General features: G+C 69.9%; 26 protein-coding genes and 4 tRNA genes. 18 read left to right on the forward strand and 12 right to left on the reverse strand.

Annotated features, from left to right (window positions below; genetic code table 11):
• Positions 1-92: 92 nt before the first annotated feature.
• From zapE to ACIGJI_RS00855, 4 genes are all read left to right on the forward strand, one after another.
• Complete coding sequence (zapE, locus tag ACIGJI_RS00840) at positions 93-1,130, forward strand: cell division protein ZapE (RefSeq protein ID WP_259954890.1); 1,038 nt, start codon at positions 93-95, stop codon at positions 1,128-1,130.
• 134 nt (positions 1,131-1,264) lie between these two features.
• A complete protein-coding gene (locus ACIGJI_RS00845) occupies positions 1,265-2,503 on the forward strand; it encodes an ammonium transporter (RefSeq protein WP_025103552.1) in 1,239 nt (412 codons plus the stop codon).
• Positions 2,504-2,522: 19 nt separating this feature from the next.
• Positions 2,523-3,122: a type II toxin-antitoxin system PemK/MazF family toxin gene (locus ACIGJI_RS00850; protein WP_187661547.1), complete on the forward strand. Its 600-nt coding sequence runs from the start codon at positions 2,523-2,525 to the stop codon at positions 3,120-3,122.
• A gap of 82 nt (positions 3,123-3,204) precedes the next feature.
• A complete protein-coding gene (locus tag ACIGJI_RS00855) occupies positions 3,205-3,591 on the forward strand; it encodes an SPW repeat protein (RefSeq protein WP_187661546.1) in 387 nt (128 codons plus the stop codon).
• Positions 3,592-3,651: 60 nt separating this feature from the next.
• Here the strand turns inward: ACIGJI_RS00855 and ACIGJI_RS00860 are convergent, their stop codons facing one another.
• Both ACIGJI_RS00860 and ACIGJI_RS00865 read right to left on the reverse strand, forming a co-directional pair.
• On the reverse strand, positions 3,652-3,825 hold the full coding sequence (locus tag ACIGJI_RS00860; RefSeq protein ID WP_268776275.1) for a hypothetical protein: 174 nt from the start codon (positions 3,823-3,825) through the stop codon (positions 3,652-3,654).
• A 112-nt stretch (positions 3,826-3,937) separates the two neighbouring features.
• On the reverse strand, positions 3,938-4,363 hold the full coding sequence (locus tag ACIGJI_RS00865; RefSeq protein ID WP_259963074.1) for a GIY-YIG nuclease family protein: 426 nt from the start codon (positions 4,361-4,363) through the stop codon (positions 3,938-3,940).
• A 104-nt stretch (positions 4,364-4,467) separates the two neighbouring features.
• On the opposite strand from ACIGJI_RS00865, the gene ACIGJI_RS00870 reads away from it, so the two are divergent.
• Entirely contained in the window at positions 4,468-5,433 is a 966-nt protein-coding gene (locus ACIGJI_RS00870) for a TIGR03885 family FMN-dependent LLM class oxidoreductase (RefSeq protein WP_363443834.1), read from the forward strand.
• Positions 5,430-7,094 carry an alpha-amylase family protein gene (locus tag ACIGJI_RS00875; protein WP_363443837.1) on the forward strand — a complete coding sequence of 555 codons (1,665 nt, stop codon included), beginning with the start codon at positions 5,430-5,432 and terminating at the stop codon, positions 7,092-7,094. The genes ACIGJI_RS00870 and ACIGJI_RS00875 overlap by 4 nt, the downstream gene beginning before the upstream one ends.
• A gap of 53 nt (positions 7,095-7,147) precedes the next feature.
• On the opposite strand, the gene ACIGJI_RS00880 is transcribed toward ACIGJI_RS00875, so the two are convergent.
• Positions 7,148-7,220, reverse strand: a tRNA-Val gene (locus tag ACIGJI_RS00880).
• Positions 7,221-7,371: 151 nt separating this feature from the next.
• On the opposite strand from ACIGJI_RS00880, the gene ACIGJI_RS00885 reads away from it, so the two are divergent.
• From ACIGJI_RS00885 to ACIGJI_RS00900, 4 genes are all read left to right on the forward strand, one after another.
• Positions 7,372-7,444: transfer RNA gene (locus ACIGJI_RS00885), tRNA-Gly, on the forward strand.
• A 52-nt stretch (positions 7,445-7,496) separates the two neighbouring features.
• Positions 7,497-7,567, forward strand: a tRNA-Cys gene (locus ACIGJI_RS00890).
• A 27-nt stretch (positions 7,568-7,594) separates the two neighbouring features.
• Positions 7,595-7,669: transfer RNA gene (locus ACIGJI_RS00895), tRNA-Val, on the forward strand.
• A gap of 204 nt (positions 7,670-7,873) precedes the next feature.
• Complete coding sequence (locus ACIGJI_RS00900; RefSeq protein ID WP_363443840.1) at positions 7,874-8,233, forward strand: hypothetical protein; 360 nt, start codon at positions 7,874-7,876, stop codon at positions 8,231-8,233.
• On the opposite strand, the gene ACIGJI_RS00905 is transcribed toward ACIGJI_RS00900, so the two are convergent.
• Positions 8,181-8,654 carry a DUF4383 domain-containing protein gene (locus ACIGJI_RS00905; protein WP_259963067.1) on the reverse strand — a complete coding sequence of 158 codons (474 nt, stop codon included), beginning with the start codon at positions 8,652-8,654 and terminating at the stop codon, positions 8,181-8,183. The two genes, ACIGJI_RS00900 and ACIGJI_RS00905, sit on opposite strands and share 53 nt — an antisense overlap.
• A 190-nt stretch (positions 8,655-8,844) precedes the next feature.
• Here ACIGJI_RS00905 and ACIGJI_RS00910 point away from each other — a divergent pair, with 190 nt between their 5' ends.
• The 3 genes from ACIGJI_RS00910 to ACIGJI_RS00920 are packed head-to-tail and all read left to right on the forward strand — an operon-like array spanning position 8,845 to position 9,802.
• Positions 8,845-9,345, forward strand: a complete 501-nt coding sequence (locus tag ACIGJI_RS00910) for a DUF6098 family protein (protein WP_280565348.1) — start codon at positions 8,845-8,847, stop codon at positions 9,343-9,345.
• A complete protein-coding gene (locus ACIGJI_RS00915; RefSeq protein ID WP_363443843.1) occupies positions 9,342-9,605 on the forward strand; it encodes an MBL fold metallo-hydrolase in 264 nt (87 codons plus the stop codon). Before ACIGJI_RS00910 ends, ACIGJI_RS00915 begins: the two co-directional genes overlap by 4 nt.
• Positions 9,578-9,802: a hypothetical protein gene (locus ACIGJI_RS00920; RefSeq protein WP_363443846.1), complete on the forward strand. Its 225-nt coding sequence runs from the start codon at positions 9,578-9,580 to the stop codon at positions 9,800-9,802. Before ACIGJI_RS00915 ends, ACIGJI_RS00920 begins: the two co-directional genes overlap by 28 nt.
• A 10-nt stretch (positions 9,803-9,812) precedes the next feature.
• Here ACIGJI_RS00920 and ACIGJI_RS00925 read toward each other — a convergent pair whose 3' ends face one another.
• The 6 genes from ACIGJI_RS00925 to ACIGJI_RS00950 all read right to left on the reverse strand — a co-directional run bounded on the left by ACIGJI_RS00925 (position 9,813) and on the right by ACIGJI_RS00950 (position 14,690).
• A complete protein-coding gene (locus ACIGJI_RS00925) occupies positions 9,813-11,039 on the reverse strand; it encodes a Dyp-type peroxidase (RefSeq protein WP_363443849.1) in 1,227 nt (408 codons plus the stop codon).
• Complete coding sequence (locus tag ACIGJI_RS00930) at positions 11,039-11,569, reverse strand: copper chaperone PCu(A)C (RefSeq protein WP_363443852.1); 531 nt, start codon at positions 11,567-11,569, stop codon at positions 11,039-11,041. Before ACIGJI_RS00930 ends, ACIGJI_RS00925 begins: the two co-directional genes overlap by 1 nt.
• 11 nt (positions 11,570-11,580) lie before the next feature.
• On the reverse strand, positions 11,581-12,201 hold the full coding sequence (locus tag ACIGJI_RS00935) for a copper resistance CopC family protein (RefSeq protein ID WP_363443855.1): 621 nt from the start codon (positions 12,199-12,201) through the stop codon (positions 11,581-11,583).
• Between the two features lie 110 nt (positions 12,202-12,311).
• Positions 12,312-12,917, reverse strand: a complete 606-nt coding sequence (locus ACIGJI_RS00940; protein WP_363443858.1) for a hypothetical protein — start codon at positions 12,915-12,917, stop codon at positions 12,312-12,314.
• 49 nt (positions 12,918-12,966) lie between these two features.
• Entirely contained in the window at positions 12,967-14,316 is a 1,350-nt protein-coding gene (locus ACIGJI_RS00945) for a deoxyribodipyrimidine photo-lyase (protein ID WP_366243634.1), read from the reverse strand.
• Positions 14,313-14,690, reverse strand: a complete 378-nt coding sequence (locus ACIGJI_RS00950; RefSeq protein WP_363443864.1) for a hypothetical protein — start codon at positions 14,688-14,690, stop codon at positions 14,313-14,315. Before ACIGJI_RS00950 ends, ACIGJI_RS00945 begins: the two co-directional genes overlap by 4 nt.
• Before the next feature lie 50 nt (positions 14,691-14,740).
• On the opposite strand from ACIGJI_RS00950, the gene ACIGJI_RS00955 reads away from it, so the two are divergent.
• The 3 genes from ACIGJI_RS00955 (at position 14,741) to ACIGJI_RS00965 (ending at position 17,713) form a co-directional block, all read left to right on the forward strand.
• Entirely contained in the window at positions 14,741-15,100 is a 360-nt protein-coding gene (locus ACIGJI_RS00955; protein WP_315637750.1) for a YnfA family protein, read from the forward strand.
• A 121-nt stretch (positions 15,101-15,221) separates the two neighbouring features.
• Positions 15,222-17,162, forward strand: a complete 1,941-nt coding sequence (gene thrS / locus ACIGJI_RS00960; RefSeq protein ID WP_363444574.1) for a threonine--tRNA ligase — start codon at positions 15,222-15,224, stop codon at positions 17,160-17,162.
• Positions 17,159-17,713, forward strand: a complete 555-nt coding sequence (locus ACIGJI_RS00965; protein WP_363443867.1) for an HIT domain-containing protein — start codon at positions 17,159-17,161, stop codon at positions 17,711-17,713. Before thrS ends, ACIGJI_RS00965 begins: the two co-directional genes overlap by 4 nt.
• Before the next feature lie 31 nt (positions 17,714-17,744).
• Here the strand turns inward: ACIGJI_RS00965 and pdxY are convergent, their stop codons facing one another.
• A complete protein-coding gene (gene pdxY, locus ACIGJI_RS00970) occupies positions 17,745-18,596 on the reverse strand; it encodes a pyridoxal kinase PdxY (RefSeq protein ID WP_187661531.1) in 852 nt (283 codons plus the stop codon).
• Between the two features lie 46 nt (positions 18,597-18,642).
• Positions 18,643-19,950, reverse strand: coding sequence for an aminotransferase class I/II-fold pyridoxal phosphate-dependent enzyme (locus ACIGJI_RS00975; protein WP_363443870.1), 1,308 nt, complete (start codon positions 19,948-19,950; stop codon positions 18,643-18,645).
• An 89-nt stretch (positions 19,951-20,039) separates the two neighbouring features.
• Between ACIGJI_RS00975 and pdxS the strand changes: the two genes are divergently transcribed.
• Entirely contained in the window at positions 20,040-20,933 is an 894-nt protein-coding gene (gene pdxS, locus ACIGJI_RS00980) for a pyridoxal 5'-phosphate synthase lyase subunit PdxS (protein WP_025103530.1), read from the forward strand.
• The gene (gene pdxT, locus ACIGJI_RS00985; RefSeq protein ID WP_268776284.1) at positions 20,923-21,513 is read left to right on the forward strand and encodes a pyridoxal 5'-phosphate synthase glutaminase subunit PdxT; all 591 of its coding nucleotides are present in this window, start codon (positions 20,923-20,925) and stop codon (positions 21,511-21,513) included. Before pdxS ends, pdxT begins: the two co-directional genes overlap by 11 nt.
• The last annotated feature ends 11 nt before the right edge of the window (positions 21,514-21,524 follow it).

Consider the following 21,524-nt stretch of genomic DNA (forward strand, 5'->3'; position numbering starts at 1 on the left):
GGATCCGTCCCTTCGACGATAGATCCTCCGCGCGCCCCCGGGACCCGATCCGTAAGACTTCGACACAGGCCCTTGCCTGATTCAGGACCGTGATGACCGACCCGACCACCCGCACCGGAACCGTCCACCTCACCGAGCGCACGCCGACGGTCAGCGGACCCGAGATGCTCGCGAGCCTGGTGCCGCCGCCGCAGTTCGACGACGCCACGTTCGACAGCTACCGGGCGGATCCCGCCTACCCGTCGCAGGAGGAGGCGAAGCAGACGCTGCTGCGTTTCGCGGGACGCGGTGCTCCCGTCAAGCGGGGCGGTCTGTTCAGTCGGGCGAAGAAGGAGCCGGAACTGAAGCCCGGGGTCTACCTCGACGGCGGCTTCGGCGTGGGCAAGACCCACCTGCTCGCGTCGATCTACCACGCGATGCCCGCCCGGCGGAAGTACTTCGGCTCGTTCATCGAGTACACCGCTCTGGTGGGGGCCCTCGGCTACAAGAACACCGTGGACCTCCTCAAGGGCGCCGATCTGCTCTGCATCGACGAGTTCGAGCTCGACGATCCGGGCGACACGATGGTCATGACGCGCCTTCTGGGTGAACTCGTGCCCACCGGCACCCGGCTCGCGGCCACCTCGAACACGCCGCCGAACGCGCTCGGCGAGGGACGCTTCGCCGCGCAGGACTTCCTCCGCGAGATCCACGCGATGTCGGACAGCTTCCAGACGCTGCGCATCGACGGCGTCGACTTCCGGCAGCGGGCGATCGACGGTCACGCCGTGGCGCTGGAAGACGCGGCGTACGAGGCCGCGGTCGAGGCGGCCGCGGCGGACGGCGCTGTGTCGGACGATGCGTTCGACGACCTCATCCGGCATCTCGCCCAGGTGCACCCCTCGCGCTACATCAGGCTCATCGACGGGCTGCACCGCGTGGGGCTGCGCGGCGTGCGCCAGCTCACCGACCAGTCGGAGGCGTTGCGGTTCGTGGCCTTCGTCGACCGGGTCTACGACGCGCAGATCCCGATCCTCGCGACGGGTGTCGGGCTCGACGCCGTGTTCTCCGACGAGATGCTCGCCGGCGGCTACCGCAAGAAGTACCTGCGCGCCATCTCCCGGCTGAACGCGCTCACGCATTCTGCGTAAGCCTGCAGGCCTGCGTAACGCGATGTTCACACCCGGAGCCGTGCTGTAACAGCGGAGAAACAAACCTCACGCATGGGCGAAATCGCCCATGGTCACACTGAAGCTCTCAATTACTTCGGATGTGAGGTTTTCCTATGGATGCTCCCGGCAACATCTCGTGGGCGATCACCGCGACGGCACTGGTGCTGCTCATGACGCCCGGCGTCGCCTTCTTCTACGGCGGTCTCGTCAAGGCGAAGAGCGTCGTCAGCATGATGATGATGAGCTTCGGCTCGATCGGACTCGTCGCCGTGCTGTGGATTCTCTTCGGCTTCTCCATGAGCGCCGTCGACAGCCCCACGGCCTTCGCGGGCAACCCGTTCGCGGACATCGGGCTGTCCAGCCTCGCCTCGGGTGAGGGCTCGAACGTCGCCCTGCTCAGCGTCGCGTACGGCGCCACCTTCGCGATCATCACCGTCGCCCTGATCTCCGGGGCGATCGCCGATCGGGCGAAGTTCGGCAGCTGGCTGATCTTCGCCGGCGTCTTCGCCACGGTCGGCTACTTCCCGGTCGCGGCCTGGGTCTGGGGCGGCGGTTGGATCATGAACCTCGGCACGACCCTGTTCGGCGAGGACAGCGGCATCGGCGTGATCGACTATGCGGGCGGCACGGCGGTGCACATCAACGCGGGTGCCGCGGCGCTGGCCCTCGCCCTCGTGCTCGGCAAGCGCATCGGCTTCCAGAAGGGCATCCTCAAGCCGCACAACGTGCCGCTGACGCTGCTCGGCGCCGCACTGCTGTGGTTCGGCTGGTTCGGCTTCAACGCCGGTGCGGAGTGGCTCGCCGAGGACATGGGCGGCGTCGGCCTCATCGGCCTGAACACGCTCGGTGCGACCGCGGCCGCGATCCTCGGCTGGATCCTCATCGAGCGCATCAAGGACGGCAAGCCCACGTCCGTCGGCGCCGCCTCCGGCGCGGTGGCGGGTCTCGTGGCGATCACCCCTGCATGCGCCAACCTCACCCCCGGATGGTCCCTCCTGCTCGGCGCGGTGGCCGGCATCGTCTGCGCCCTCGCGGTGGAGCTGAAGTTCCGCCTCGGCTTCGACGACTCGCTCGACGTGGTCGGCATCCACCTCGTCGGCGGACTCATCGGCACCGTGTACCTCGGCTTCTTCGCCACCGGCACCGGCCTCTTCGTCGGTGGCGACGCCCGTCAGCTCGCCGTGCAGGTGATCGCCGCCGCCGGCGTGCTGATCTACTCCTTCGTGGTCGCGTGGGTCATCGGCTTCGTGATCCAGAAGACGATCGGGTTCCGCATCACGAACGAGGACGAGATCGCCGGTGTCGACCAGGTCGTGCACGGCGAGGAGGGCTACGCTCTCGCGAACGCGTGACGACGGTTAGGGTGACCGTGTGGGCACGACCAGCAACGGCATCCTGAAGGCACTCGCGGACCTGCTGCGCCGAGCAGTGGGCTCCCCCCGGGCGCCGCGGACCTCTCCCGGTCCGCGGCGCCCGGACGCGCGTCTGCGGACGGCCGAGGAGCGCGAGCGGCGATCCGCGAAGACGCCGGACGCCGGAGTCGAGCCGGGGCAGGTCCGCGGTACCGAGACCGTGCGGCTCGACCCCGGGCGTATGCCGGCCGTCCGCGTGGCCTACGCGCCGCACCGGGACGGCGCTCCCGACGCCGGCGAGGTCGTCTGGACCTGGGTGCCGTACGAGGAGAACGACGGCCGAGGCAAGGACCGGCCGGTGCTGGTGATCGGGCGGCAGTCCTCCGAGCGGGTCTACGCGGTACGGATGACCAGCAGGCCCCACGACGGCGAGCGCGACTACCTCTCGATCGGGAGCGGCGAGTGGGACGGGCAGGGCCGCGAATCGTGGGTGGACATCGAACAGCTCTACAGCGTCCATGAGCGTGGTCTGCGCCGTGAGGCGGCGGCCCTGGATCGTGGCCGGTACGCACGGGTCGCGGCAGCGCTCCAGCGGCGGTACGGATGGGCGCAGAGCTGACCCGGCAGCCGCCTCCCATCCGATGGGCGCAGGGCTCCGAACCTTCTGATGAGTCGCCGCCGGCGGCACCCAAGGAGGAATCATGCGTTTCATCCCGACCAAGGTCCACGGAATTCTCGACTACGTCGTCGGGATCGCTCTGATCGCCGCGCCCTGGCTGTTCGGCTTCGCCGGTATGGGCGGAGCCCCGGTCGTCATCCCGATCGTGCTCGGCGTGGGCCTCATCGTCTACAGCCTCTTCACGAAGTACGAATGGGGTCCGTTCGGTCTGATCCCCATGCCCGTGCACCTCGTCTTCGACATCGTCGCCAGCCTCTTCCTCGCGCTGTCGCCGTGGCTGTTCGGGTTCGCAGGCGAGGCGCTGAACGTCTGGCTGCCGCACGTCGTGGTGGGTGCTGCCGTCATCGTCGTCGTGCTGTTCTCGCAGCCGCAGCCGCAGAGCACCCGCGGACGGGCTGCGACCGCGTGACCCGCACACGACGAGGGGCGACCGGATATCGATCCGGTCGCCCCTCGTCGTCCGCGCGGACTAGGCCTCGTCGTCGGACTCGGCCTGATGCTCTTGCTGCTGCTCGGTGTCGACCTGTGCGGGAGGCAGGTCCTGCAGGAACTGGCGGTCGCTGTTCGGGTCGCCGCTCCCGTCTCCGGCGAGCGGATCCTGCGCGCTGACGTCGTCGGCGGGGATGTTCTCTCGTCCGTTCATGTCCGGTCCTCTCACGCGGGGCGCCGGGTGCGCCCGTTCACAGGTGAGTCTGCCTCCTGCCGGCGCAGCGGGGGATCCCCTGGTGCGATCCTGTGCGCAGTGATAGGCGCGTTCACCCTCGGAGCGCGGCGCTGAGCCAGCGCGCGTATTGATGCCAGGGGTCGCCGTGCCGCTGCAGCGCCGCGATGTGGGCGCGGATCTCCGGTGTCAGGGTGAACCACTCACCGCCTTCGCGAGCGGAGGCGAACTGCCGATGCCGCTGCTGTTCGCGCACCCGATCGCCGTGCTCGAAGGCGAGGAGCTCGTCGTGACGGATGCTCGCGAGACGGCGCCGCGGCTGTCTGCTCGTGCCGATCTTCACGCGGTTGTCGTAGCGGAGGTAGTACACGACGTCGATCCGCGGGAACGGCAGATCGGGGTCGGGGGAGTCCCCGTAGCGCCAGCCGCAGAGCGCGCAGTGCCACGCGTCGTCCGTTCGCAGCCCAGCGAGACCACCGCAGAGGGGACAGGGTCCGGGGAGAAGTCGGGGTTTCGGCACCCGGGCAGGCTACGTCCGCCCTCGGACATCGGCCGCCACCTGCCAGCACCCGGCGCTCCTGTCAACCACTGCCGCCGGGCGTCGTCCCTTGCCAGACTCGGCCTATGGTCTTCATCGGATTCCACGCCTCCCATGAGCAGATCCCACCCAGCGCGCTGCTGGACGCGGTCGTCAGCGCGGAGTGGGCCGGCTTCGACGGGGCGATGTGCTCCGACCACCTGGCCCCGTGGCTCCCCGATCAGGGGGAGTCGGGATTCGCGTTCAGCTGGATCGCCGCGGCGCTGGCCCGCACGAGATTCCCCATCGGCATGGTCAACGCGCCAGGACAGCGGTACCACCCCGCAATCGTCGCGCAGGCCTTCGGAACGCTGGAGGAGATGTTCCCCGGACGGTTCTGGGCCGCGCTCGGCAGCGGCGAGGCGATGAACGAGCACGTGACCGGCGATGTCTGGCCGGCCAAGGACGTCCGCAACGCGCGGCTGCACGAGAGCGTGGATGTGATCCGACGGCTGCTCGCCGGCGAGGAGGTCGATCACGACGGTCTCGTGCGCGTGCACCGCGCCCGCGTCTGGACCCGGCCGGCGCAGCCGCCGCCTCTCTTCGCCACCGCCGTCAGTCCGGAGACGGCGGAGTGGGCGGCCGGCTGGGCGGACGGCCTCGCGACCGTCGCCCAGGAGCCGCCCGCGCTGCGGAGGGTGGTGGAGGCCTACCGCTCGGCCGGGGGAGAAGGGCCGTGCATCCTGCAGACGCACGTGAGCTGGGGCGAGGACGACGCCGAGGCGTACGCGATCGCGAAGGAACAGTGGCGGCAGGGCGTGATCACTCCGCCGCTCGCGTGGAACATCGAGCAGCCGGAGGATTTCGACGCCGCGGTGGGCGAGGTCGATGAAGCAAGGCTGCGCGCGGCCGTCCTCGTCGACCACGACGCCCGGTCGCTCGCGGGACGGTTGGCGGAGCTCGTCGACATCGGCTTCGACCGGATCTATTTGCATCACGTCGGACGAGAGCAGACCCGGTTCCTGAAGGCGGCCGCCGCCGAGATCCTGCCCGCCCTGAGGGAGCGCACATGAAGATCACCGATACGAGCGACCTCTGGTGGAAGACGGCCGTCGTCTACTGCCTCGATGTGGAGACCTTCCTGGACTCGGACGGCGACGGCGTCGGCGACCTCCGCGGCCTCGCGCAGCGGATCGACTACCTCTCACAGCTGGGCGTGACGTGCCTGTGGCTCATGCCCTTCTACCCTTCGCCGGACCTCGACGACGGGTACGACGTCAGCGACTTCTACGGCGTGGACCCGCGTCTCGGCACCCACGGCGACCTCGTGGAGGTGATCCGCACGGCCCGTGACCGCGGCATCCGCGTGATCGTCGACCTCGTCGTCAATCACACCTCGGACCGTCATCCGTGGTTCCGCGCGGCGCTCCGCAGCGTCGACTCGCCCTATCGCGACTACTACGTGTGGCGCGACGACGCGCCTCCGAAGGGACAGAAGAACCCGGTCTTCCCCGGGCAGGCCGACGGGATCTGGACCAAGGACGAGAAGTCCGGGCAGTGGTACCAGCACAGCTTCTACGAGCACCAACCCGACCTCAACATCGCCAACCCCGTGGTCCGGGACGAGATCGCGAAGGTCATCGGGTTCTGGCTGCAGCTCGGCGTCTCGGGCTTCCGGGTGGATGCCGTGCCGTTCCTCCTCGAGGTTCCGAAGACGGCGGACATCCCCGATCCACACGAGCTGCTGCGCGACATGCGGCGATTCCTGCAGCGTCGTTCCAGCGAGGCGATCCTGCTCGGCGAGGTCAATCTGCCGTACGAGGAGCAGCGCGCGTACTTCGGGGGCACCGACGGCGACGAGCTGACCATGCAGTTCGACTTCGTGGCGATGCAGTCGCTGTATCTGTCCCTCGCCCGTCGTGATCCCGCCCCGCTCGTCGCCGCACTCACCGCGCGCCCGGTCCTCGGACCGGAGGTGCAATGGGCGAACTTCCTCCGGAACCACGATGAGCTCACCCTCGACAAGCTGACCGACGCCGAGCGTCAGGAGGTCTTCGAGGCGTTCGCGCCGGACGAGCGGCAGCGCGTGTTCGGCCGCGGGATCACGCGGCGCCTGCCGCCGATGCTGGAAGGCGACCCGCGGAGGATCCGGATGGCGTACAGCCTGCTCTTCACGCTCCCCGGCACCCCCGTTCTCTTCTACGGCGAGGAGATCGGGATGGGCGAGAACATCGCCGTCGAGGGGCGGCAGGCCGTGCGTACGCCGATGCAGTGGTCGGCGGATCGCAACCGGGGCTTCTCCGACGCGCGCCCCTCCCGGCTGGTCGCGCCGCCGCCGACCGACGGATATGCGCCCACGCACGTGAATGCCGCCGCCCAGCTCGAGGACCACGGCTCGCTGCTGCACTTCCTCCGCGAACTGACCGCGCTCTACCGGGTGTCGCCCGAGCTCGGGTGGGGGTCGTTCACCGTCATCGAGCAGCCGCAGGACGCCCTGCTGGTGCACTCCCTGGAGGCCGATGTGGGGCGCACGATCGCCGTGCACAACTTCGCGGAACGTCCGGCGACGACGCGGTTCCGACTGGGAGAGGAGCCCGCGGGCACGACCCTGGTCGACCTCCTCGACGCGCGGCGCGTGCCCCTCGACGACGACGGAGAGGTGGAGTTGGAGCTTCCGGCCTACGGCTACCGGTGGCTGCGGGTCTCCCGCCCGGGAGACGGCAGGATCCTGTGACGGGCGGAAACGCCGAAGGCCCCGGATGACCGGGGCCTTCGGAGGGGATTCGGTGGGCGATACCGGACTCGAACCGATGACCTCTTCCGTGTGAAGGAAGCGCGCTACCAACTGCGCCAATCGCCCATACCCGTGGGGTACGTCAACCGATACTACCCGACCGTCAGGCGCTCCGATGACCAGTCCGGGAGACACGCGCGAGATTCGCTGCGGGTTTGGCGGAGCGCCGATCATCGGCTAATGTTTCATAAGTGCCCGGGACAACCGGGAACGAAATGCGGATGTAGCGCAGTTGGTAGCGCACAACCTTGCCAAGGTTGGGGTCGCGAGTTCGAGTCTCGTCATCCGCTCGAGTGCAGTAGATCTTCTCGAAGATCGGCGGCACGTGGGGTCAATCCACACGGTGGCGTGGCCGAGCGGCTAGGCACCGGCCTGCAAAGCCGTTTACACGGGTTCGAATCCCGTCGCCACCTCACGGGAAAACTGAATAGCCCCAACGGGCGCGATTGGCGCAGCGGTAGCGCGCTTCCCTGACACGGAAGAGGTCACTGGTTCGATCCCAGTATCGCGCACCACCTGAAACCCCCGGTTCGCCGGGGGTTTTTTGTTGCTCCAAGCTCTCCTCCCTGCGCGCGAGGTCGCAGATCCGCGCGAGGTCGCAGCCCGATCGCGGAGCTCCGCGACCTCGGTGCGAATCTGCGTGTCGATGCCGTCGAGATCGAGTTCGAAGATGTGTTCGAATATCGATATCCTGGACGGGGCCGGAGGAAGGAGCCGGTGTGGGGAACTCGGGTCGCGCGCTCTCTGCGTACAACGACATGCGGTCGCAGCATCAGGCCATCGAGGCCGCCGCGCGCCGGGGCCCCCTGCAGTCCCTGTCCGATCGCGAGCTCGCCTTGCGGGAGTCCGCCGTCACCGTCTATCCGCACGCGCTCCAGCGGCGGGTGAGGGCGTGGGTGCGGTTCGGCCCGGAGGCGATCCGCGTGGAGGCGAAGGTCGTCCGCTCCACCCCGCTCGCAGCGGGCATCGAGTTCCGTGCCGGTGACCGCACGTACCGCTGCTGGGTCTGGGGGAACGCCGTGAGCGTCAGACGCGCGCCGTGCCCGCGCCGTTCTGCGGGACGCGCGGCTCTCGACTGACGAAGATGCCCAGCAGCACCATGCCGATCGCGAGACCGAGGTGGAGCCAGTTGTCGGCGTTGTTCACCGGCAGGAAGTTCAGCTGCTCGTTGCCGACCGCGATGAGGCCGTACAGCCAGACGACGAGGTACGCGAGCCCGCCGATGATGAGGTAGAGACGGGACGCGCGCGGCGACGCGGCGAGCGCGATGCCCGCGACCGCGAACAGCAGGTGCACGACGTTGTGCAGCACGGACACCTGGAACACGCCGAGGAGCAGGGCCTCGGACGCTGCTCCGGCGCCGTGCAGGTGCTCGGCCGAGTGGGTGACGCCCGGGATGAAACCGGCGATGCCCACGATGAGGAAGACGATGCCGATGATCAGCGCCGTCTTCTGGATCGGTGTGCCGGCGTAGCGGGTGGTGCGGGTGGTGTCGCTCATGATCCCCTCCAGGGTGTGGTGCGGTTGCCCGACCGTAGGACTTCCTGTGCGCGCGCTGAGAGGGCATTGACGCATCAGGAGTCACGCGGTAACTTCATGCGCCCGTTCCCGGACGCCGCTGCGACGTGGGCGAGAACCGCGGATTGTCAATCCCCCTCGGCAGGAGGGGACCGCTTCGTACGCTCAGGCCATGACCGATGCCGCTCTGGACCGCACCTGCGGCCTCGCCTCGACATCCGATCGCGACGCCGCGACCGGATTGCGACGCATCGACCATCTGGCGCAACTGGCCGCCGTCGTCCGTGCATGCCCCGGTCTGCACGTCCGTTACTCCGAGGGCCCGGATGCGGATGCCCGTCGTTCCAGCGTCGACACGGAGAGCGGCCTCGAGCTGCCCGGTCTCTCCGTGAACCCGCTGGACGCCGAACGCTGGTGGACGCGTCCGCTGGAGGACTGGCTCGCGCGCCAGCTCTGTCAGTACCGGCACCTCGCCGAGAAGGACCCGCAGCGCATCGCCTGGATCCTCCGTGGCGAGCACTGCGGCCGGGGGCCCGACTGCGAGCCGCTGCTCCGAGAGGTGGAGCCCATCGCCGTCATCGGCGAACACGTCCTGCTCGAGGCCAGGGAACGGTACGAGCGCAATTTCGATGCGGGGCGCGGACCCGCCGGCGACGAGGAGGATCGGGAATGAGCAGAGGGCGGCAGTGGACGGAGGTGGTTCCCGGCTTCTTCGGCATCAGTGTGGCGGACGTGAACTGCTACCTCGTGCAGACCGCGGACGGGCTCACGCTGTTCGACGCGGGACTGCCGCGCAGCAGGGGCGTGCTGCGCGACCTGCTCGGCCACCTCGGGGCGAAGGAGACCGACATCGATGCGGTCGTCCTGCGGAAGGGCACTGCGCGTACCTGTTCGAGGAGTCCGGGGTGCTCATCGCCGGCGACGCCCTCGTGACGCTCGACCCGTACACCGGCGAGACCGGTCCGCAGATCGTCGCCAGGGCGGCCACGGCCGATACCGCGGAGGCGATGGAGTCGCTGGATACCCTGGCACGGACGAGCGCGCGGGTCGTCCTGACGGGCCACGGAGACCCCGTCCTGGATGGCGTGGGGCCCGCCGTCGCCGCCGCGCGGCGACGCGGACCCCACTGACTCCTTGGCCTCAGTCGAGGAGCGTCTCCCCGATGTAGCCGCCTTCCGCACATCCCGGAGGGACAGCGAACACGGCGGATCCGATCGGGACCGTCCACTCGTTGAGCAGGTCGAGCTCGTCGAGCCGCTGCTGCATGGGGACGAACTGCCGCGCGACGTCGGCCTGGAACGCGGCGAAGAGCAGCCCGGATTCGGAGACGCCGTCTCCGGCCGGGCGCTCGTCGTAGTTATACGCCCGTCGGAAGATGCGCTCCGTCCCGTCTCCGCGAGCGCGCCGGATGTGCGCGAACGCCGGGATGACGGGGAACCCGATGGCCGTCGTCGCGTCGAAGTCCGGCTCGTCGAACTCCGACGTCCCCGTGAGCGGCGCGCCCTCGCGCAGGGTCCTCCCGACGGACGCCTCGCGTCCCCCGCGATCCAGACGGTCCCAGGTGTCGAGGTCCATGCGGATGCGCCGGAGCACCATGCCTGTGCCGCCGGCCAGCCAGCCGTCATCACTCCAGACCACGCGCTCGAAGTCGTCGGTCCCCGGCTGCGGGTTGCTCGTGCCGTCGACCTGTCCGAAGAGATTGCGCATGGTCGTCCCCGGTCGCTCGGTGCCGTGTGCGCGGCGGAAGCCCTGCTGGACCCACCGGACGGTCGCGAAGCCGCGCGCGTCCTTCAGGAGCATGCGCTGCGCGTGTGCGACGGTCAGGGGGTCGTCAGCTGCGATCTGGAGGAGCAGGTCTCCGTCCGAGAACTCCGGCTGCAGGCGGTCCACCCGGAAGGCGGGAAGCGGCGCGAGCCACGAGGGGGTGCTGCCGCCGGCCCGTGCCACGAGCGCCGGACCGAAGCCGAATGTGATCGTCAACCGGGCCGGGGCGACGGCGAGCTCCGGCTCCGAGTCCGCGAGCGCCGACCGTCCCTGGGTGAGCCTCGCCGCATCGTCCGTGAGGATCCGTAGGAGCCGGCGGAGCGCGTCGCGGTCGACCTCCGGGCGCAGATCGAGCGCCACGAACGAGCCGTGCGCCTGCGCCGCGGTGTCGATCCCGGCTTGATGGACGCCGTGGAACGGGACGGTGAGGGAGCCGTTGAGCGGTGCGGGGGCCGCGGGAGCCTCCGTGTCCGCTCGCGTGAGGGCGAGATCCGCCCCGACCGCGACGGCGGCCCCGACACCGGCGACAGCCCCTCCGAGGAGGAACTGCCGCCGAGTCGAGCCGGTGCGGCCGGCGCGCGCGCCCGAGACGCGCGCGGACATCAGTGGTCCATGCCCTCGTGGTCGTCGGCGCCGTCGTAGTTCTCGTTCGCGCCGGAGTAGTCCTTCACCGGCGCGGCGAACTCGAACGTGGAGTCGTCCGACAGGGTGACGGTGAACGCGACCTCGTCACCGGCTTTCAGAGGCTCGGAGAGGTCCATCATCATGATGTGATTCCCCCCGGGCTCGAGGGCGAGGGTGCCGCCGGCGGGGACGACGAAGCCCCCGGCGATCTCCCGCATGACCATCTCCCCGGCCTCGTTCTCCACGGTCTCGTGCAGTTCGATCATCGGCGAGGCGGCGGAGGTGACCGACGTCACCGTCACGTCCGCCACGCCCTCGTTGACGAGTACGCCGAAGCCCGCGGACATGCCGTCATCGGCCGATTTGACCCAGGCGTCGTCGATCCGGAGGACCTCACCGGCGGGGGCGCTGGTCGGCGTCTCGGCTGTGGGTGCGGTGCACCCGGTGAGCGCGACGAGCGAGAGGACGATCGCCGCGCCGAGGCGGGGGAGGGAGGTGCGAGTGTTCATGATGATGCCTTTCAGGAGTTCTCTGCCGTGTCGTCGCCGGATTCCGGCGCCACGGCGGCCGCGCGACGGCGGCGGAGGATGAGGAGGACGGCGAAGGCGGCGACGGCGAGTGCCGCTCCCGCCCCGCCGACGAGCAGGACCCGGATCGGGTCGCTCGTCTCGTCTGCGTTCTGATCCGATGCGGTCGACGAGTCGTCCGGGGCGGAGGGGGTCGGCTCCGGGTTCTGTGTCGACTCCAGCGGGACGGCGTCTCCGACGGCGAAGGGGATGACCCCCGCGATCGGGTGCCCGTCCTCGGAGACGACCTGCCAACGCACCTGGTACCCGCCGTCCGGCATGTCCGTCCTGAGAGCGGCCGTGACATTCCGGCCGCGCACCTCCACCTCGCCGGTCGCCCAGTCCTCGCCCTCCGCGTCGACGACGAGGACGACGGCCCCGGCGGTCGACTCGTCGAGGACGAGGAGCTCGCCCGAGAACGTCATGGTGACGCCCGAGGGCGCAGCATCGAGATGCTCACCGTCGCCGGGGTCGCTCTCGAGGAGTTGGTCATGGGCGGTCGCCGGCGCTGCCGTCGCGAGGATCGCGACAGCCGCCAGCACCGCCCCGGCCGCGAATCTGCGGACAGGGGACATGGAAGAGCCTCTCTTCAGACGTCGCCGAGCGACGTGGGTACCTGCGTTCGGACGCGCGTCACCGGGACAGCGCGAGGACGCACCGCACGGCGCGAAGCCGTGGGCGCGGATCAGAGCGCGGGAAGAGAGGGCGGTGCGCGCCCGAGAAGCGGGGTGAGGAGCCGAAGATCATGGGCCGTCCGGACGAGGAAGACCCCGGCCAGGCGACACGGAGAGGTGGCGGAGCGCGGGGCGAGCGTCACGTCCGCACGCCGACGCACCCAGCGGATCAATCGGACGGCGAGATCACGCACGGTGAGGAGCAGCCGCTCGCCGCGGTGGAGCGCCGTCACCGTGAGGAGGGCGGCGAGGGCGTGCCCGAGCCACATCGCGGCGTCCGCGGTCGCGACGACCGCAGCGCCCTCGGCTGCGGGAAGCACGAGCGGTGCGCCGTGCACGTGCCGGATCGTCACGCCGGACGGAGTGACCGTGCCGAGCACGAAGAGCACGTGGAAGAGGAACTGGCTCACAGCCACCGAGAGGGTGAGCCGGGTAAGGGAGAGCGTCCGTCCGGCGAGCAGCACGCTCAGCATGAAGGCGAACAGCCAGGGCACGAGGATACCCATGGGGCCGGGCATCTCTCCGCCGCCGCTCACGTGACCCGCGAGAGCCACGAAGATCGCGAGCGACGAGGTCGCGAAGCCCCGCACGACGGCGGGCTTGCGGGACGGGCTCACGGCCACCAGTCTGCCATGTGCCGGAGTCCGTGACGGGCCGGGGCGCGCGTCAGCCCCGTGGTGCTCCGGTGCGTTTCACGACGTCGTAGGCGGCGAGCGCAGCCTTGCGCGTCTCGCCGAGGTCGACGATCGGCTCGGTGGGGGCGTCCGCAGCCCAGCGCCCGATGTAGTGCCCTTCGCCGTCGAACTTCTTGGCCTGCAGCTCGGGGTTGAACACGCGGAAGTACGGGGCGGCGTCGGCGCCGGAACCCGCGACCCACTGCCAGTTGAACGGATTGCTCGCGTCATCGGCGTCCACCAACGTGTCCCAGAACCACTCCTCGCCGAGGCGCCAGTCGATGAGGAGGTTCTTGACGAGGAACGATGCCGTGACCATCCGCACCCGGTTGTGCATGTACCCGGTGTGCCAGAGCTCGCGCATGCCCGCGTCGACGAGGGGAACTCCGGTTTCGCCGTGCTGCCAGAGCTGCAGACGTGCGGGATCCAGCGGAGGCCACGGGAACGCGTCGAACTCCCTCCGCAGGTTCTTCGTCGCGAGGTCGGGGAAGTGGAACAGCGTGTGCCAGGCGAACTCGCGCCAGCCCAGCTCCGAGAGGAATCCGCCCGCCCCGTCGACCTCGATCGCCTCATGCCACACGGTGAACGGACTGAGCTCGCCCCAGCGCAGTCGCGGAGACAGCCGGGAAGTGGCACCGGCAGCCGGGGCGTCGCGAGCGTGGTCGTACGTGCGGATGTCGTCGGCGAGGAAGTGCTGCAACCGGCGGCGCGCGGCGGGCTCCCCGGGCTCCCATGTCTCGCGGAGCCCGCCCGCCCAGTCCGGGGCGGTCGGTAGCAGCCCCCAGTCGTCCAGCGCATCGGAGGAGAGCCGCTTCCCGGCGCCGCGGAGCTCGCGGGGTTCGGGGAGCGGAGCGCGCGGGGCCGGAAGGGCCAGACAGGCCCGCCAGAACGGCGTGAAGACCGAATAGTGCGTGCCGCTCCCGGTGGTGACCGTCCACGGCTCGTGCAGGAGCGACCCCGCGAAAGACGCCACCTGGAGACCGTCGTCGCGCAGCGTCGCCTTCAGCCCCGCGTCGATCTCGCGCCCGGCCGCCTCGTAGCGGCGGTTCCAGAAGACCGCTCCGGCACCCGACTCGGCGACCAGCTCCCGCACGATCCGGTCGGCGGGCCCGCGCCGCAGCACCAGCGTCGTCCCCTTCTCCTGCAGCCGCGCGGCGAGGGAGGCCAGCGAATGGTGCAGCCACCAACGCGCGGCACCGCCCAGCCGACGGATGCCGGGGGACTCCTCATCGAGGACGAAGAGCGCGATGATCGGTTCGTCGCGGTCGACCGCGGCACGCAGCGCGGGGTTGTCGGCCAGGCGGAGATCGTCGCGGAACCAGACGATCGAGGGCGAGGTCATCGGGTCGCCCACAGGGCCCAGGCGATCAGCAGAGGCTGCAGGAACAGGCGGCCGAACCGCCGCCGGTCCGTGTCGAGACCCGGGGTCGATCGGCCGGTGCGCCATTGGTGCCAGTTGCCGGGGAACACCGCAGCGAAGAATCCCGCCGTCGCCCACCCCATCTTGCGGCGTTCCCGCGGCAGTGCCACCAGTCCCGCGGCGAGCGCAACCTCGGCCGCACCCGACACCAGAACGATCGTGTCCTTGTCCATCCGGGTGAAGCGGGTCGCCCAGTCGGGCACGACGACCCGGAACCCGCGTGTCTGCGTGAAGTGCAGCACGCCCATCGCGCCGAGGGCGAGAGTGAGGAGCCAGCGGGCGATCGTCCGTGTCATGCGCCCACGCTACCGTCCCCGTCGGACGCCGTGCCTGTCACACTGAGGCGATGACCGTGCTGCGCATCACCGTCCTCTTCCTCCTCGCCGCCATCGCCGAGATCGGCGGTGCCTGGCTTATCTGGCAGGCGGTGAAGGAGGACAGGGGGTGGCTGTTCGCCGTCCTCGGGGTGATGGCCCTCGGTGCCTACGGGTTCATCGCGGCGCTGCAGCCGGACGCGAACTTCGGCCGCGTCCTGGCCGCCTACGGCGGGATCTTCATCGCAGGCTCCCTCGCCTGGGGCATCATCGTCGACGGATTCCGCCCGACCTCGTGGGACGTCATCGGCTCCGTGGTGGCGCTGGCCGGGGCGGCGATCATCATCTTCGCGCCGACGGCCGCGGATCCGCTGTCGGAGACCGCCGCGTGACGGTCGGCGACCGGCGAGCGGACGAGTAGCCTAGATCCAGACCCAGATGGAGTGATCAGTGCCTGAAAACGCCCAGCCGACCGACGGCTTCGCCTTGTTCTCTGACCGAAACGTCGTCGCCATGCGCGTCGGCGGCGTCCTGAAGGACCTCGCTGCGACGGTCACCGACACCGACGACGTCGAGCCCGTCACGATCGACAGCCCCGACGGCCTGAACATCCTGCGTCACTCGACCGCACATGTGCTCGCGCAGGCGGTGCAGCGGATCAACCCGCAGGCGAACCTCGGCATCGGCCCGCCCATCACCGACGGCTTCTACTACGACTTCGGCGTCGACACCCCGTTCACGCCGGAGGACATGAAAGCGATCTCGAAGGAGATGCAGCGCATCGTCCGCGAGGGACAGCGCTTCGTCCGTCGTGTCGTGACCGACGAGGAGGCTCGTGCGGAGCTCGCGGACGAGCCGTTCAAGCTCGAGCTCATCGGGCTCAAGGGCCCGTCGACGGCCTCCGAGGGCGAGATCGCCGAGGGGGCATCCGTCGAGGTGGGCGAGGGTGAGCTCACGATCTACGACAACACAACCCGCGATGGCGAGGTCGTCTGGAAGGACCTCTGCCGCGGTCCGCACCTGCCCAACACGCGCATGATCGGCAATGGCTGGGACCTCACCCGCATCGCCGCCGCGTACTGGCGGGGGAGTGAGAAGAACCCGCAGCTCCAGCGCATCTACGGCACCGCATGGCCGACGAAGGACGAGCTGCGCGCCTACCAGGAGCGCATCGCCGAGGCCGAGCGTCGCGACCACCGCAAGCTCGGCGCCGAGATGGACCTGTTCTCGTTCCCGGACGAGATCGGCTCGGGACTGGCCGTGTTCCATCCCAAGGGCGGCATCATCCGCTACGAGATCGAGGAGAACCTGCGCAAGCATCTGCTGCGCAACGGCTACGACCTCGTCAACAGCCCGCACATCACGAAGAAGGATCTCTTCATGACGTCCGGGCACCTGCAGACCTATGCGGACGGCATGTTCCCCCCGATGCACCTCGACGAGGTCCTCGACGACGAGGGCAACGTCACCCGCCAGGGCCAGGACTACTACCTGAAGCCGATGAACTGCCCGTTCCACAACCTCATCTTCCGTTCGCGCGGGCGCTCCTACCGGGAGCTGCCGCTGCGTCTGGCCGAGTTCGGCACGGTCTACCGCTACGAGAAGTCCGGCACACTCTCGGGGCTGACCCGCGTGCGCGGTCTGACCCAGGACGACGCGCACATCTACGTCGCCCAGGACCAGGTGAAGGAGGAGCTCACCACCAACCTGAACCTCGTGCTCGACCTGCTCCGGGACTACGGCCTCAACGACTTCTACCTCGAGCTCTCGACGAACGAGGAGGGCAACCCGAAGTTCCTCGGCGAGCCCGAGCAGTGGTCGACGGCGATCGACACGCTGCGCGAGGTCGCGATCGAGTCCGGTCTCGAGCTCGTGGCCGACCCGGGCGGCGCCGCCTTCTACGGCCCGAAGATCTCGGTGCAGGCCCGCGACGCCATCGGCCGCACCTGGCAGATGTCGACCATCCAGCTCGACTTCAACCAGCCCGACAGGTTCGAACTGGAGTACACCGGTCCCGACGGGCAGAAGCACCGGCCTGTGATGATCCACCGGGCGCTCCTCGGCTCCGTCGAGCGCTTCTTCGCGATCCTCCTCGAGCACTACGCCGGCGACTTCCCGCTCTGGCTCGCGCCCAGCCAGGTCGTGGGAGTGCCGGTGGCCGAGCAGTACGGCGGCTACCTGGACGACGTCATCGCGCAGCTCCGGGCGGCGGGCGTGCGGGCCGACGTCGACCACTCCGACGACCGGATGCAGAAGAAGATCCGGAATCACACCACCGCGAAGGTGCCGCTGATCCTCATCGTGGGGGAGCAGGATCGTGCCGCGGGGACGGTGTCGTTCCGCTTCCGCGACGGCACGCAGGAGAACGGCGTGCCGGTCGCCGACGCGGTGCGCCGGATCAGCGCCGCCATCGCCTCGCACGCGCTGGTGTTGAAGGCGGGAGACCTCGCATGACGGACGGTGAGGCGGACCTCGAGGACGCCTCCCGTCTCGTCGGGGTGCCCGACGAGTTCCAGCGGCTGTGGACCCCGCACCGGATGGCGTACATCCAGGCCGGGCCGGAGCCGATGCGCGAGGAATGCCCGTTCTGCGAGGCACCGAAGTACCCGGATGCCGAGCGGCTCATCGTGGCGCGCGGGGAGACCGCGTACGTGCTGCTGAACCTCTTCCCGTACAACTCGGGGCACCTGCTCGTCTGCCCGTACCGGCACATCGCCACCTACGACCAGGCGACGGCCGAGGAGGTCGCCGAGATCGGCGCTCTCACCCAGACCGCGATGCGCGTGCTCCGCGAGGTCTCCGGCTGCGACGGCTTCAACCTCGGCATGAACCAGGGAGCGGTGGCTGGAGCGGGCGTGGACGCGCATCTGCACCAGCACGTGGTGCCGCGGTGGCGCTCGGACGCGAACTTCTTCCCGATCATCGCCAAGACGAAGGCGCTCCCGCAGCTCCTCGGCGAGGTGCGGGAGGCCGTCGCCGAGGCGTGGCCCACCGCCGACCGCTGAGCCGTCGCGTCGGGGTCCCCGTTCCGGGGACTCAGCGCACCTGGCGGGCGGTGAACTGCATCCGCGGATTCGCGTAGAACTCCTGAGCCTCGACGAGCTGCAGCTCGCGCTCGCCCGAGTCGAGGGTGGCCTGCAACAGGTCGTAGACGCTGGAGGCGGTGCGCTCCAGAGCGGTCTGCGCGCTGCCGGTGGCGACGTAGTGCGCGGTGAACAGCGCCGCCGTCACGTCGCCGGAGCCGTTCGCCTTCATCGGCAGGTGCGGGGTCTGCACGAGCCACGCGCCCGCGTCGTCCACGGCGAGCATCTCGATCGTGCCCTCTTCGCGGTCCGGCCGCTCGACGCTCGTGACGAGCACCGTGCGCGGTCCCATCGCCCGCGCGAGGTCGACCGACGCGAGGGTGGACTCGAGCGTGTCGGGCTCGGTCTCGGTGAGGAAGCCGAGCTCGAACTGATTCGGCGTGATGATGTCGGCCACGGGAACCACGCGTTCGCGGAGCAGGATCGGGATGGCCGGAGCCACGAAGCAGCCGGACTTCGCGTTGCCCATGACCGGGTCGCACGCGTACAGCGCCGTGGGGTTCGCGGCCTTCACCCTGGCGACCGCGTCGATGATGACGTCGCCGATGCCCTCGCTGCCCTGGTAGCCGCTGAGCACGGCGTCGATGGAGCCGAACACGCCGCGCTCCTCGATGCCGGTGATGACCTCGCCCACATCGGCGGGGTCGATCAGCGGGCCGCGCCAGGCGCCATACCCGGTGTGGTTCGAGAAGGTGACGGTGTAGACCGGCAGCACCTCGACGCCGATGCGCTGGAGCGGGAAGACAGCCGCGGAATTGCCGACGTGACCGTATGCGACGGCGGACTGGATGGACAGGATCTTCATACCCGGTCCCTTTCATTCTGGGCGGGCCGGAGCCCGCGTCGGGTGGTCATCGTCCGGCGGCGACGAGGTCGGCGATGAGGGTCTCCGTGTCGTCCTCGGAGAGGTCGTGCACGGTCAGGCGGAGGTGGCGCGAAGGCTCGGCGCGCTCGTCCAGCGCGAAGTCGTCGCCGGTGCGCGCGAGCCAGCCCCGGCGCATGAGGTGGTCGGCGATGGCGCGCGCCGGCTTGGCGAAGCCGACCCACAGGCTCAGGCCGTCCGGGTCCGGGGCGTCGATCCCCTCCGCGCGCAGGCGTTCCGCGAAGGCGGCGTTCCGCGCGGCATAGTGCCGACCTGCCTCCGCGATCTCATCGCGCACTGCGGGGTCGGTGAGCTGGGCGAGCGTGAGGCGCTGCAGCAGGTGGCTCACCCAGGTGGTGCCGGGGCTGAGCCGCATCGCCAGGCGCTCAGCCGTCTCGGGATCGGTCGCCGCGAGGGCCAGGCACATGTCAGGGCCCAGGAACTTCGACACCGAGCGCACCAGGGCGAACCGTCGGTGCTCCGGGCCGATCAGCGACTCGTAGGGGCGCTGCGAGAGCAGAGAGAAGTGGTCGTCCTCGATCACGAGCACGTACGGGTGATCGGCGAGCACGGCCCGCAGCGCCTTCGCCCGGGCGGGGGAGAGGCTGACGCCCGTCGGGTTCTGTGCCCGCGGGGTGCAGATGACGGCGCGGACACCCGCGTCCAGAGCGGCACGGAGGCCGTCGACCGTCATGCCCTCCTCGTCCACCGGCACCGTGACGGCCCGGTACCCGCCGAGCCGCACGGTATGGATGCTCGCGAGGAAGCAGGGGTCCTCGAGGGCCACCGCGTCGTCCCGCATCAGGGCCTGGGCGAGCAGCCGTTCGACGGCATCCACGGCCCCGCTGGTGACGGTGACGCGGAAGTCCTGCCCTGGAAGGTCGGCGCCCATCCACTCCCGTGCCCACGCTTCGAGACCGCGGTCGATCACCGGCTCGCCGTAGAGCACGGGGCGGCGGCCGATCGTGCCGAGCGCCTGCGACGGGTCGGGGATCCGAGAAGGGTCGGGGTTGCCCGTGCCGATGTCGCGGAGCACGGTGTCCGGCGCGTAGCCCTCCTGCGGCACCACGTCGACGCCGGCGAGCACGGTGCCCGCGCGCCCTCGCGAATGCACGAGTCCCGCCTGCGCGAGCTGGCGGTAGGCGGCGACCGCGGTGTTCCGGTTGACACCGAGGGTCGCCGCGAGCTCGCGCACCGGAGGAAGGACCTCGCCGGGGCGGAGCGTGCCGCGGTCCCGGAGGGCGCGCACGCTGTCCGCGATCTCGGCCGCGGTGGTTCCCCTGATCTGCTCGCTCATGATCCTCCTCCGAGATTCTAGGTGGAGCGGACAGTGCTACCTTTGATCTAGATCAAAAACCATTTCGGATCATCCGACAGGAGACCCCCATGACCGAGCAGCCCACCACCGGATCCGCACGCGTGAAGCGCGGTCTCGCCGAGATGCTCAAGGGCGGCGTCATCATGGACGTCGTCACCGCCGAGCAGGCGAAGATCGCCGAGGACGCCGGCGCCGTCGCCGTGATGGCACTGGAGCGGGTCCCCGCGGACATCCGCGCGCAGGGCGGCGTCTCGCGGATGAGCGACCCGGACATGATCGACAGCATCATCGACGCGGTGTCCATCCCCGTCATGGCGAAGGCGCGGATCGGGCACTTCGTCGAGGCGCAGGTGCTGCAGGAGCTCGGCGTCGACTACATCGACGAGTCCGAGGTGCTCTCGCCCGCCGACTACGTGAACCACATCGACAAGTTCGGCTTCACCGTGCCGTTCGTCTGTGGGGCCACGAACCTGGGGGAGGCGCTGCGCCGCATCAACGAGGGCGCGGCGATGATCCGCTCCAAGGGCGAGGCCGGCACGGGTGACGTCTCCGAGGCGATGAAGCACATCCGGAAGATCCGGGGAGAGATCGCCGCGCTGACCGCGCTGCCGAAGGACGAACTGTTCGTGGCGGCGAAGGAGTTGCAGGCGCCCTATGAGCTCGTCGCGGAGATCGCCGAGACCGGGAAGCTCCCCGTGGTGCTGTTCGTCGCCGGTGGGGTCGCGACCCCGGCCGACGCGGCGATGATGATGCAGCTCGGCGCCGACGGCGTGTTCGTCGGCTCCGGTATCTTCAAGTCCGGCAATCCCGCCGAGCGGGCGAAGGCCATCGTGAAGGCCACCACGTTCTTCGACGACCCGAAGGTGATCGCCGAGGTGTCCCGCGGGCTGGGCGAGGCGATGGTCGGCATCAATGTGAGCGACCTGCCCGCGCCGCACCGCCTCGCCGAGCGTGGCTGGTAGTCCGCGCGTCGGCGTCCTCGCGCTCCAGGGAGACGTGCGGGAGCATGCCGCGCTCCTCGAGGCCCTCGGCGCCGACGTCGCTCTGGTCCGTCGGCCCGAGGAACTCGCCCGGGTCGACGGCCTCGTGATCCCTGGCGGCGAATCGACCGTGATCGACAAGCTGGCGCGGCTGTTCGGGCTGCAGCAGCCGATCCGCGACGCGATCGCCGGCGGGATGCCGGTGCTCGGCACCTGCGCGGGGCTGATCCTGCTGGCCGATGAGGTCATCGACGCGATCGATGGGCAGCAGAGCTTCGGCGGACTCGATGCGGTCGTGCGGCGCAACGCGTTCGGGCGGCAGGCCGAGTCGTTCGAGGCGGAGCTGACGGTGCCCGCGTTCCACGAGCCGGTGACCGCAGCCTTCATCCGCGGACCCGTCGTGGAGGCGGTGGGGCCGCGGGCCTCGGTGCTCGCGACGCTGCCGGACGGCCGTGTGGTCGCCGTGGAGCAGGACGGGCTGCTCGGTCTGAGCTTCCACCCGGAGATCTCGAACGAGACGCGGTTCCACCGGCGCTTCCTGGATCGGATCTCCCGCCGTTGACTTCGCGACTG

The organism is Microbacterium sp. NPDC064978, assembly GCF_044543605.1.
Lineage (GTDB): Bacteria > Actinomycetota > Actinomycetes > Actinomycetales > Microbacteriaceae > Microbacterium > Microbacterium meiriae.

Excerpts from the sequence above, each read along its gene's own strand:
- zapE (WP_259954890.1), top strand. The coding sequence starts at position 93 with ATGACCGACCCGACCACCCGCACCGGAACCGTCCACCTCACCGAGCGC.
- ACIGJI_RS00845 (WP_025103552.1), top strand. The coding sequence starts at position 1,265 with ATGGATGCTCCCGGCAACATCTCGTGGGCGATCACCGCGACGGCACTG.
- ACIGJI_RS00855 (WP_187661546.1), top strand. The coding sequence starts at position 3,205 with ATGCGTTTCATCCCGACCAAGGTCCACGGAATTCTCGACTACGTCGTC.
- ACIGJI_RS00860 (WP_268776275.1), bottom strand. The coding sequence starts at position 3,825 with ATGAACGGACGAGAGAACATCCCCGCCGACGACGTCAGCGCGCAGGAT.
- ACIGJI_RS00870 (WP_363443834.1), top strand. The coding sequence starts at position 4,468 with ATGGTCTTCATCGGATTCCACGCCTCCCATGAGCAGATCCCACCCAGC.
- ACIGJI_RS00875 (WP_363443837.1), top strand. The coding sequence starts at position 5,430 with ATGAAGATCACCGATACGAGCGACCTCTGGTGGAAGACGGCCGTCGTC.
- ACIGJI_RS00905 (WP_259963067.1), bottom strand. The coding sequence starts at position 8,654 with ATGAGCGACACCACCCGCACCACCCGCTACGCCGGCACACCGATCCAG.
- ACIGJI_RS00910 (WP_280565348.1), top strand. The coding sequence starts at position 8,845 with ATGACCGATGCCGCTCTGGACCGCACCTGCGGCCTCGCCTCGACATCC.
- ACIGJI_RS00915 (WP_363443843.1), top strand. The coding sequence starts at position 9,342 with ATGAGCAGAGGGCGGCAGTGGACGGAGGTGGTTCCCGGCTTCTTCGGC.
- ACIGJI_RS00925 (WP_363443849.1), bottom strand. The coding sequence starts at position 11,039 with ATGTCCGCGCGCGTCTCGGGCGCGCGCGCCGGCCGCACCGGCTCGACT.
- ACIGJI_RS00930 (WP_363443852.1), bottom strand. The coding sequence starts at position 11,569 with ATGAACACTCGCACCTCCCTCCCCCGCCTCGGCGCGGCGATCGTCCTC.
- ACIGJI_RS00935 (WP_363443855.1), bottom strand. The coding sequence starts at position 12,201 with ATGTCCCCTGTCCGCAGATTCGCGGCCGGGGCGGTGCTGGCGGCTGTC.
- ACIGJI_RS00945 (WP_366243634.1), bottom strand. The coding sequence starts at position 14,316 with ATGACCTCGCCCTCGATCGTCTGGTTCCGCGACGATCTCCGCCTGGCC.
- ACIGJI_RS00950 (WP_363443864.1), bottom strand. The coding sequence starts at position 14,690 with ATGACACGGACGATCGCCCGCTGGCTCCTCACTCTCGCCCTCGGCGCG.
- ACIGJI_RS00955 (WP_315637750.1), top strand. The coding sequence starts at position 14,741 with ATGACCGTGCTGCGCATCACCGTCCTCTTCCTCCTCGCCGCCATCGCC.
- thrS (WP_363444574.1), top strand. The coding sequence starts at position 15,222 with ATGCGCGTCGGCGGCGTCCTGAAGGACCTCGCTGCGACGGTCACCGAC.
- ACIGJI_RS00965 (WP_363443867.1), top strand. The coding sequence starts at position 17,159 with ATGACGGACGGTGAGGCGGACCTCGAGGACGCCTCCCGTCTCGTCGGG.
- pdxY (WP_187661531.1), bottom strand. The coding sequence starts at position 18,596 with ATGAAGATCCTGTCCATCCAGTCCGCCGTCGCATACGGTCACGTCGGC.
- ACIGJI_RS00975 (WP_363443870.1), bottom strand. The coding sequence starts at position 19,950 with ATGAGCGAGCAGATCAGGGGAACCACCGCGGCCGAGATCGCGGACAGC.
- pdxS (WP_025103530.1), top strand. The coding sequence starts at position 20,040 with ATGACCGAGCAGCCCACCACCGGATCCGCACGCGTGAAGCGCGGTCTC.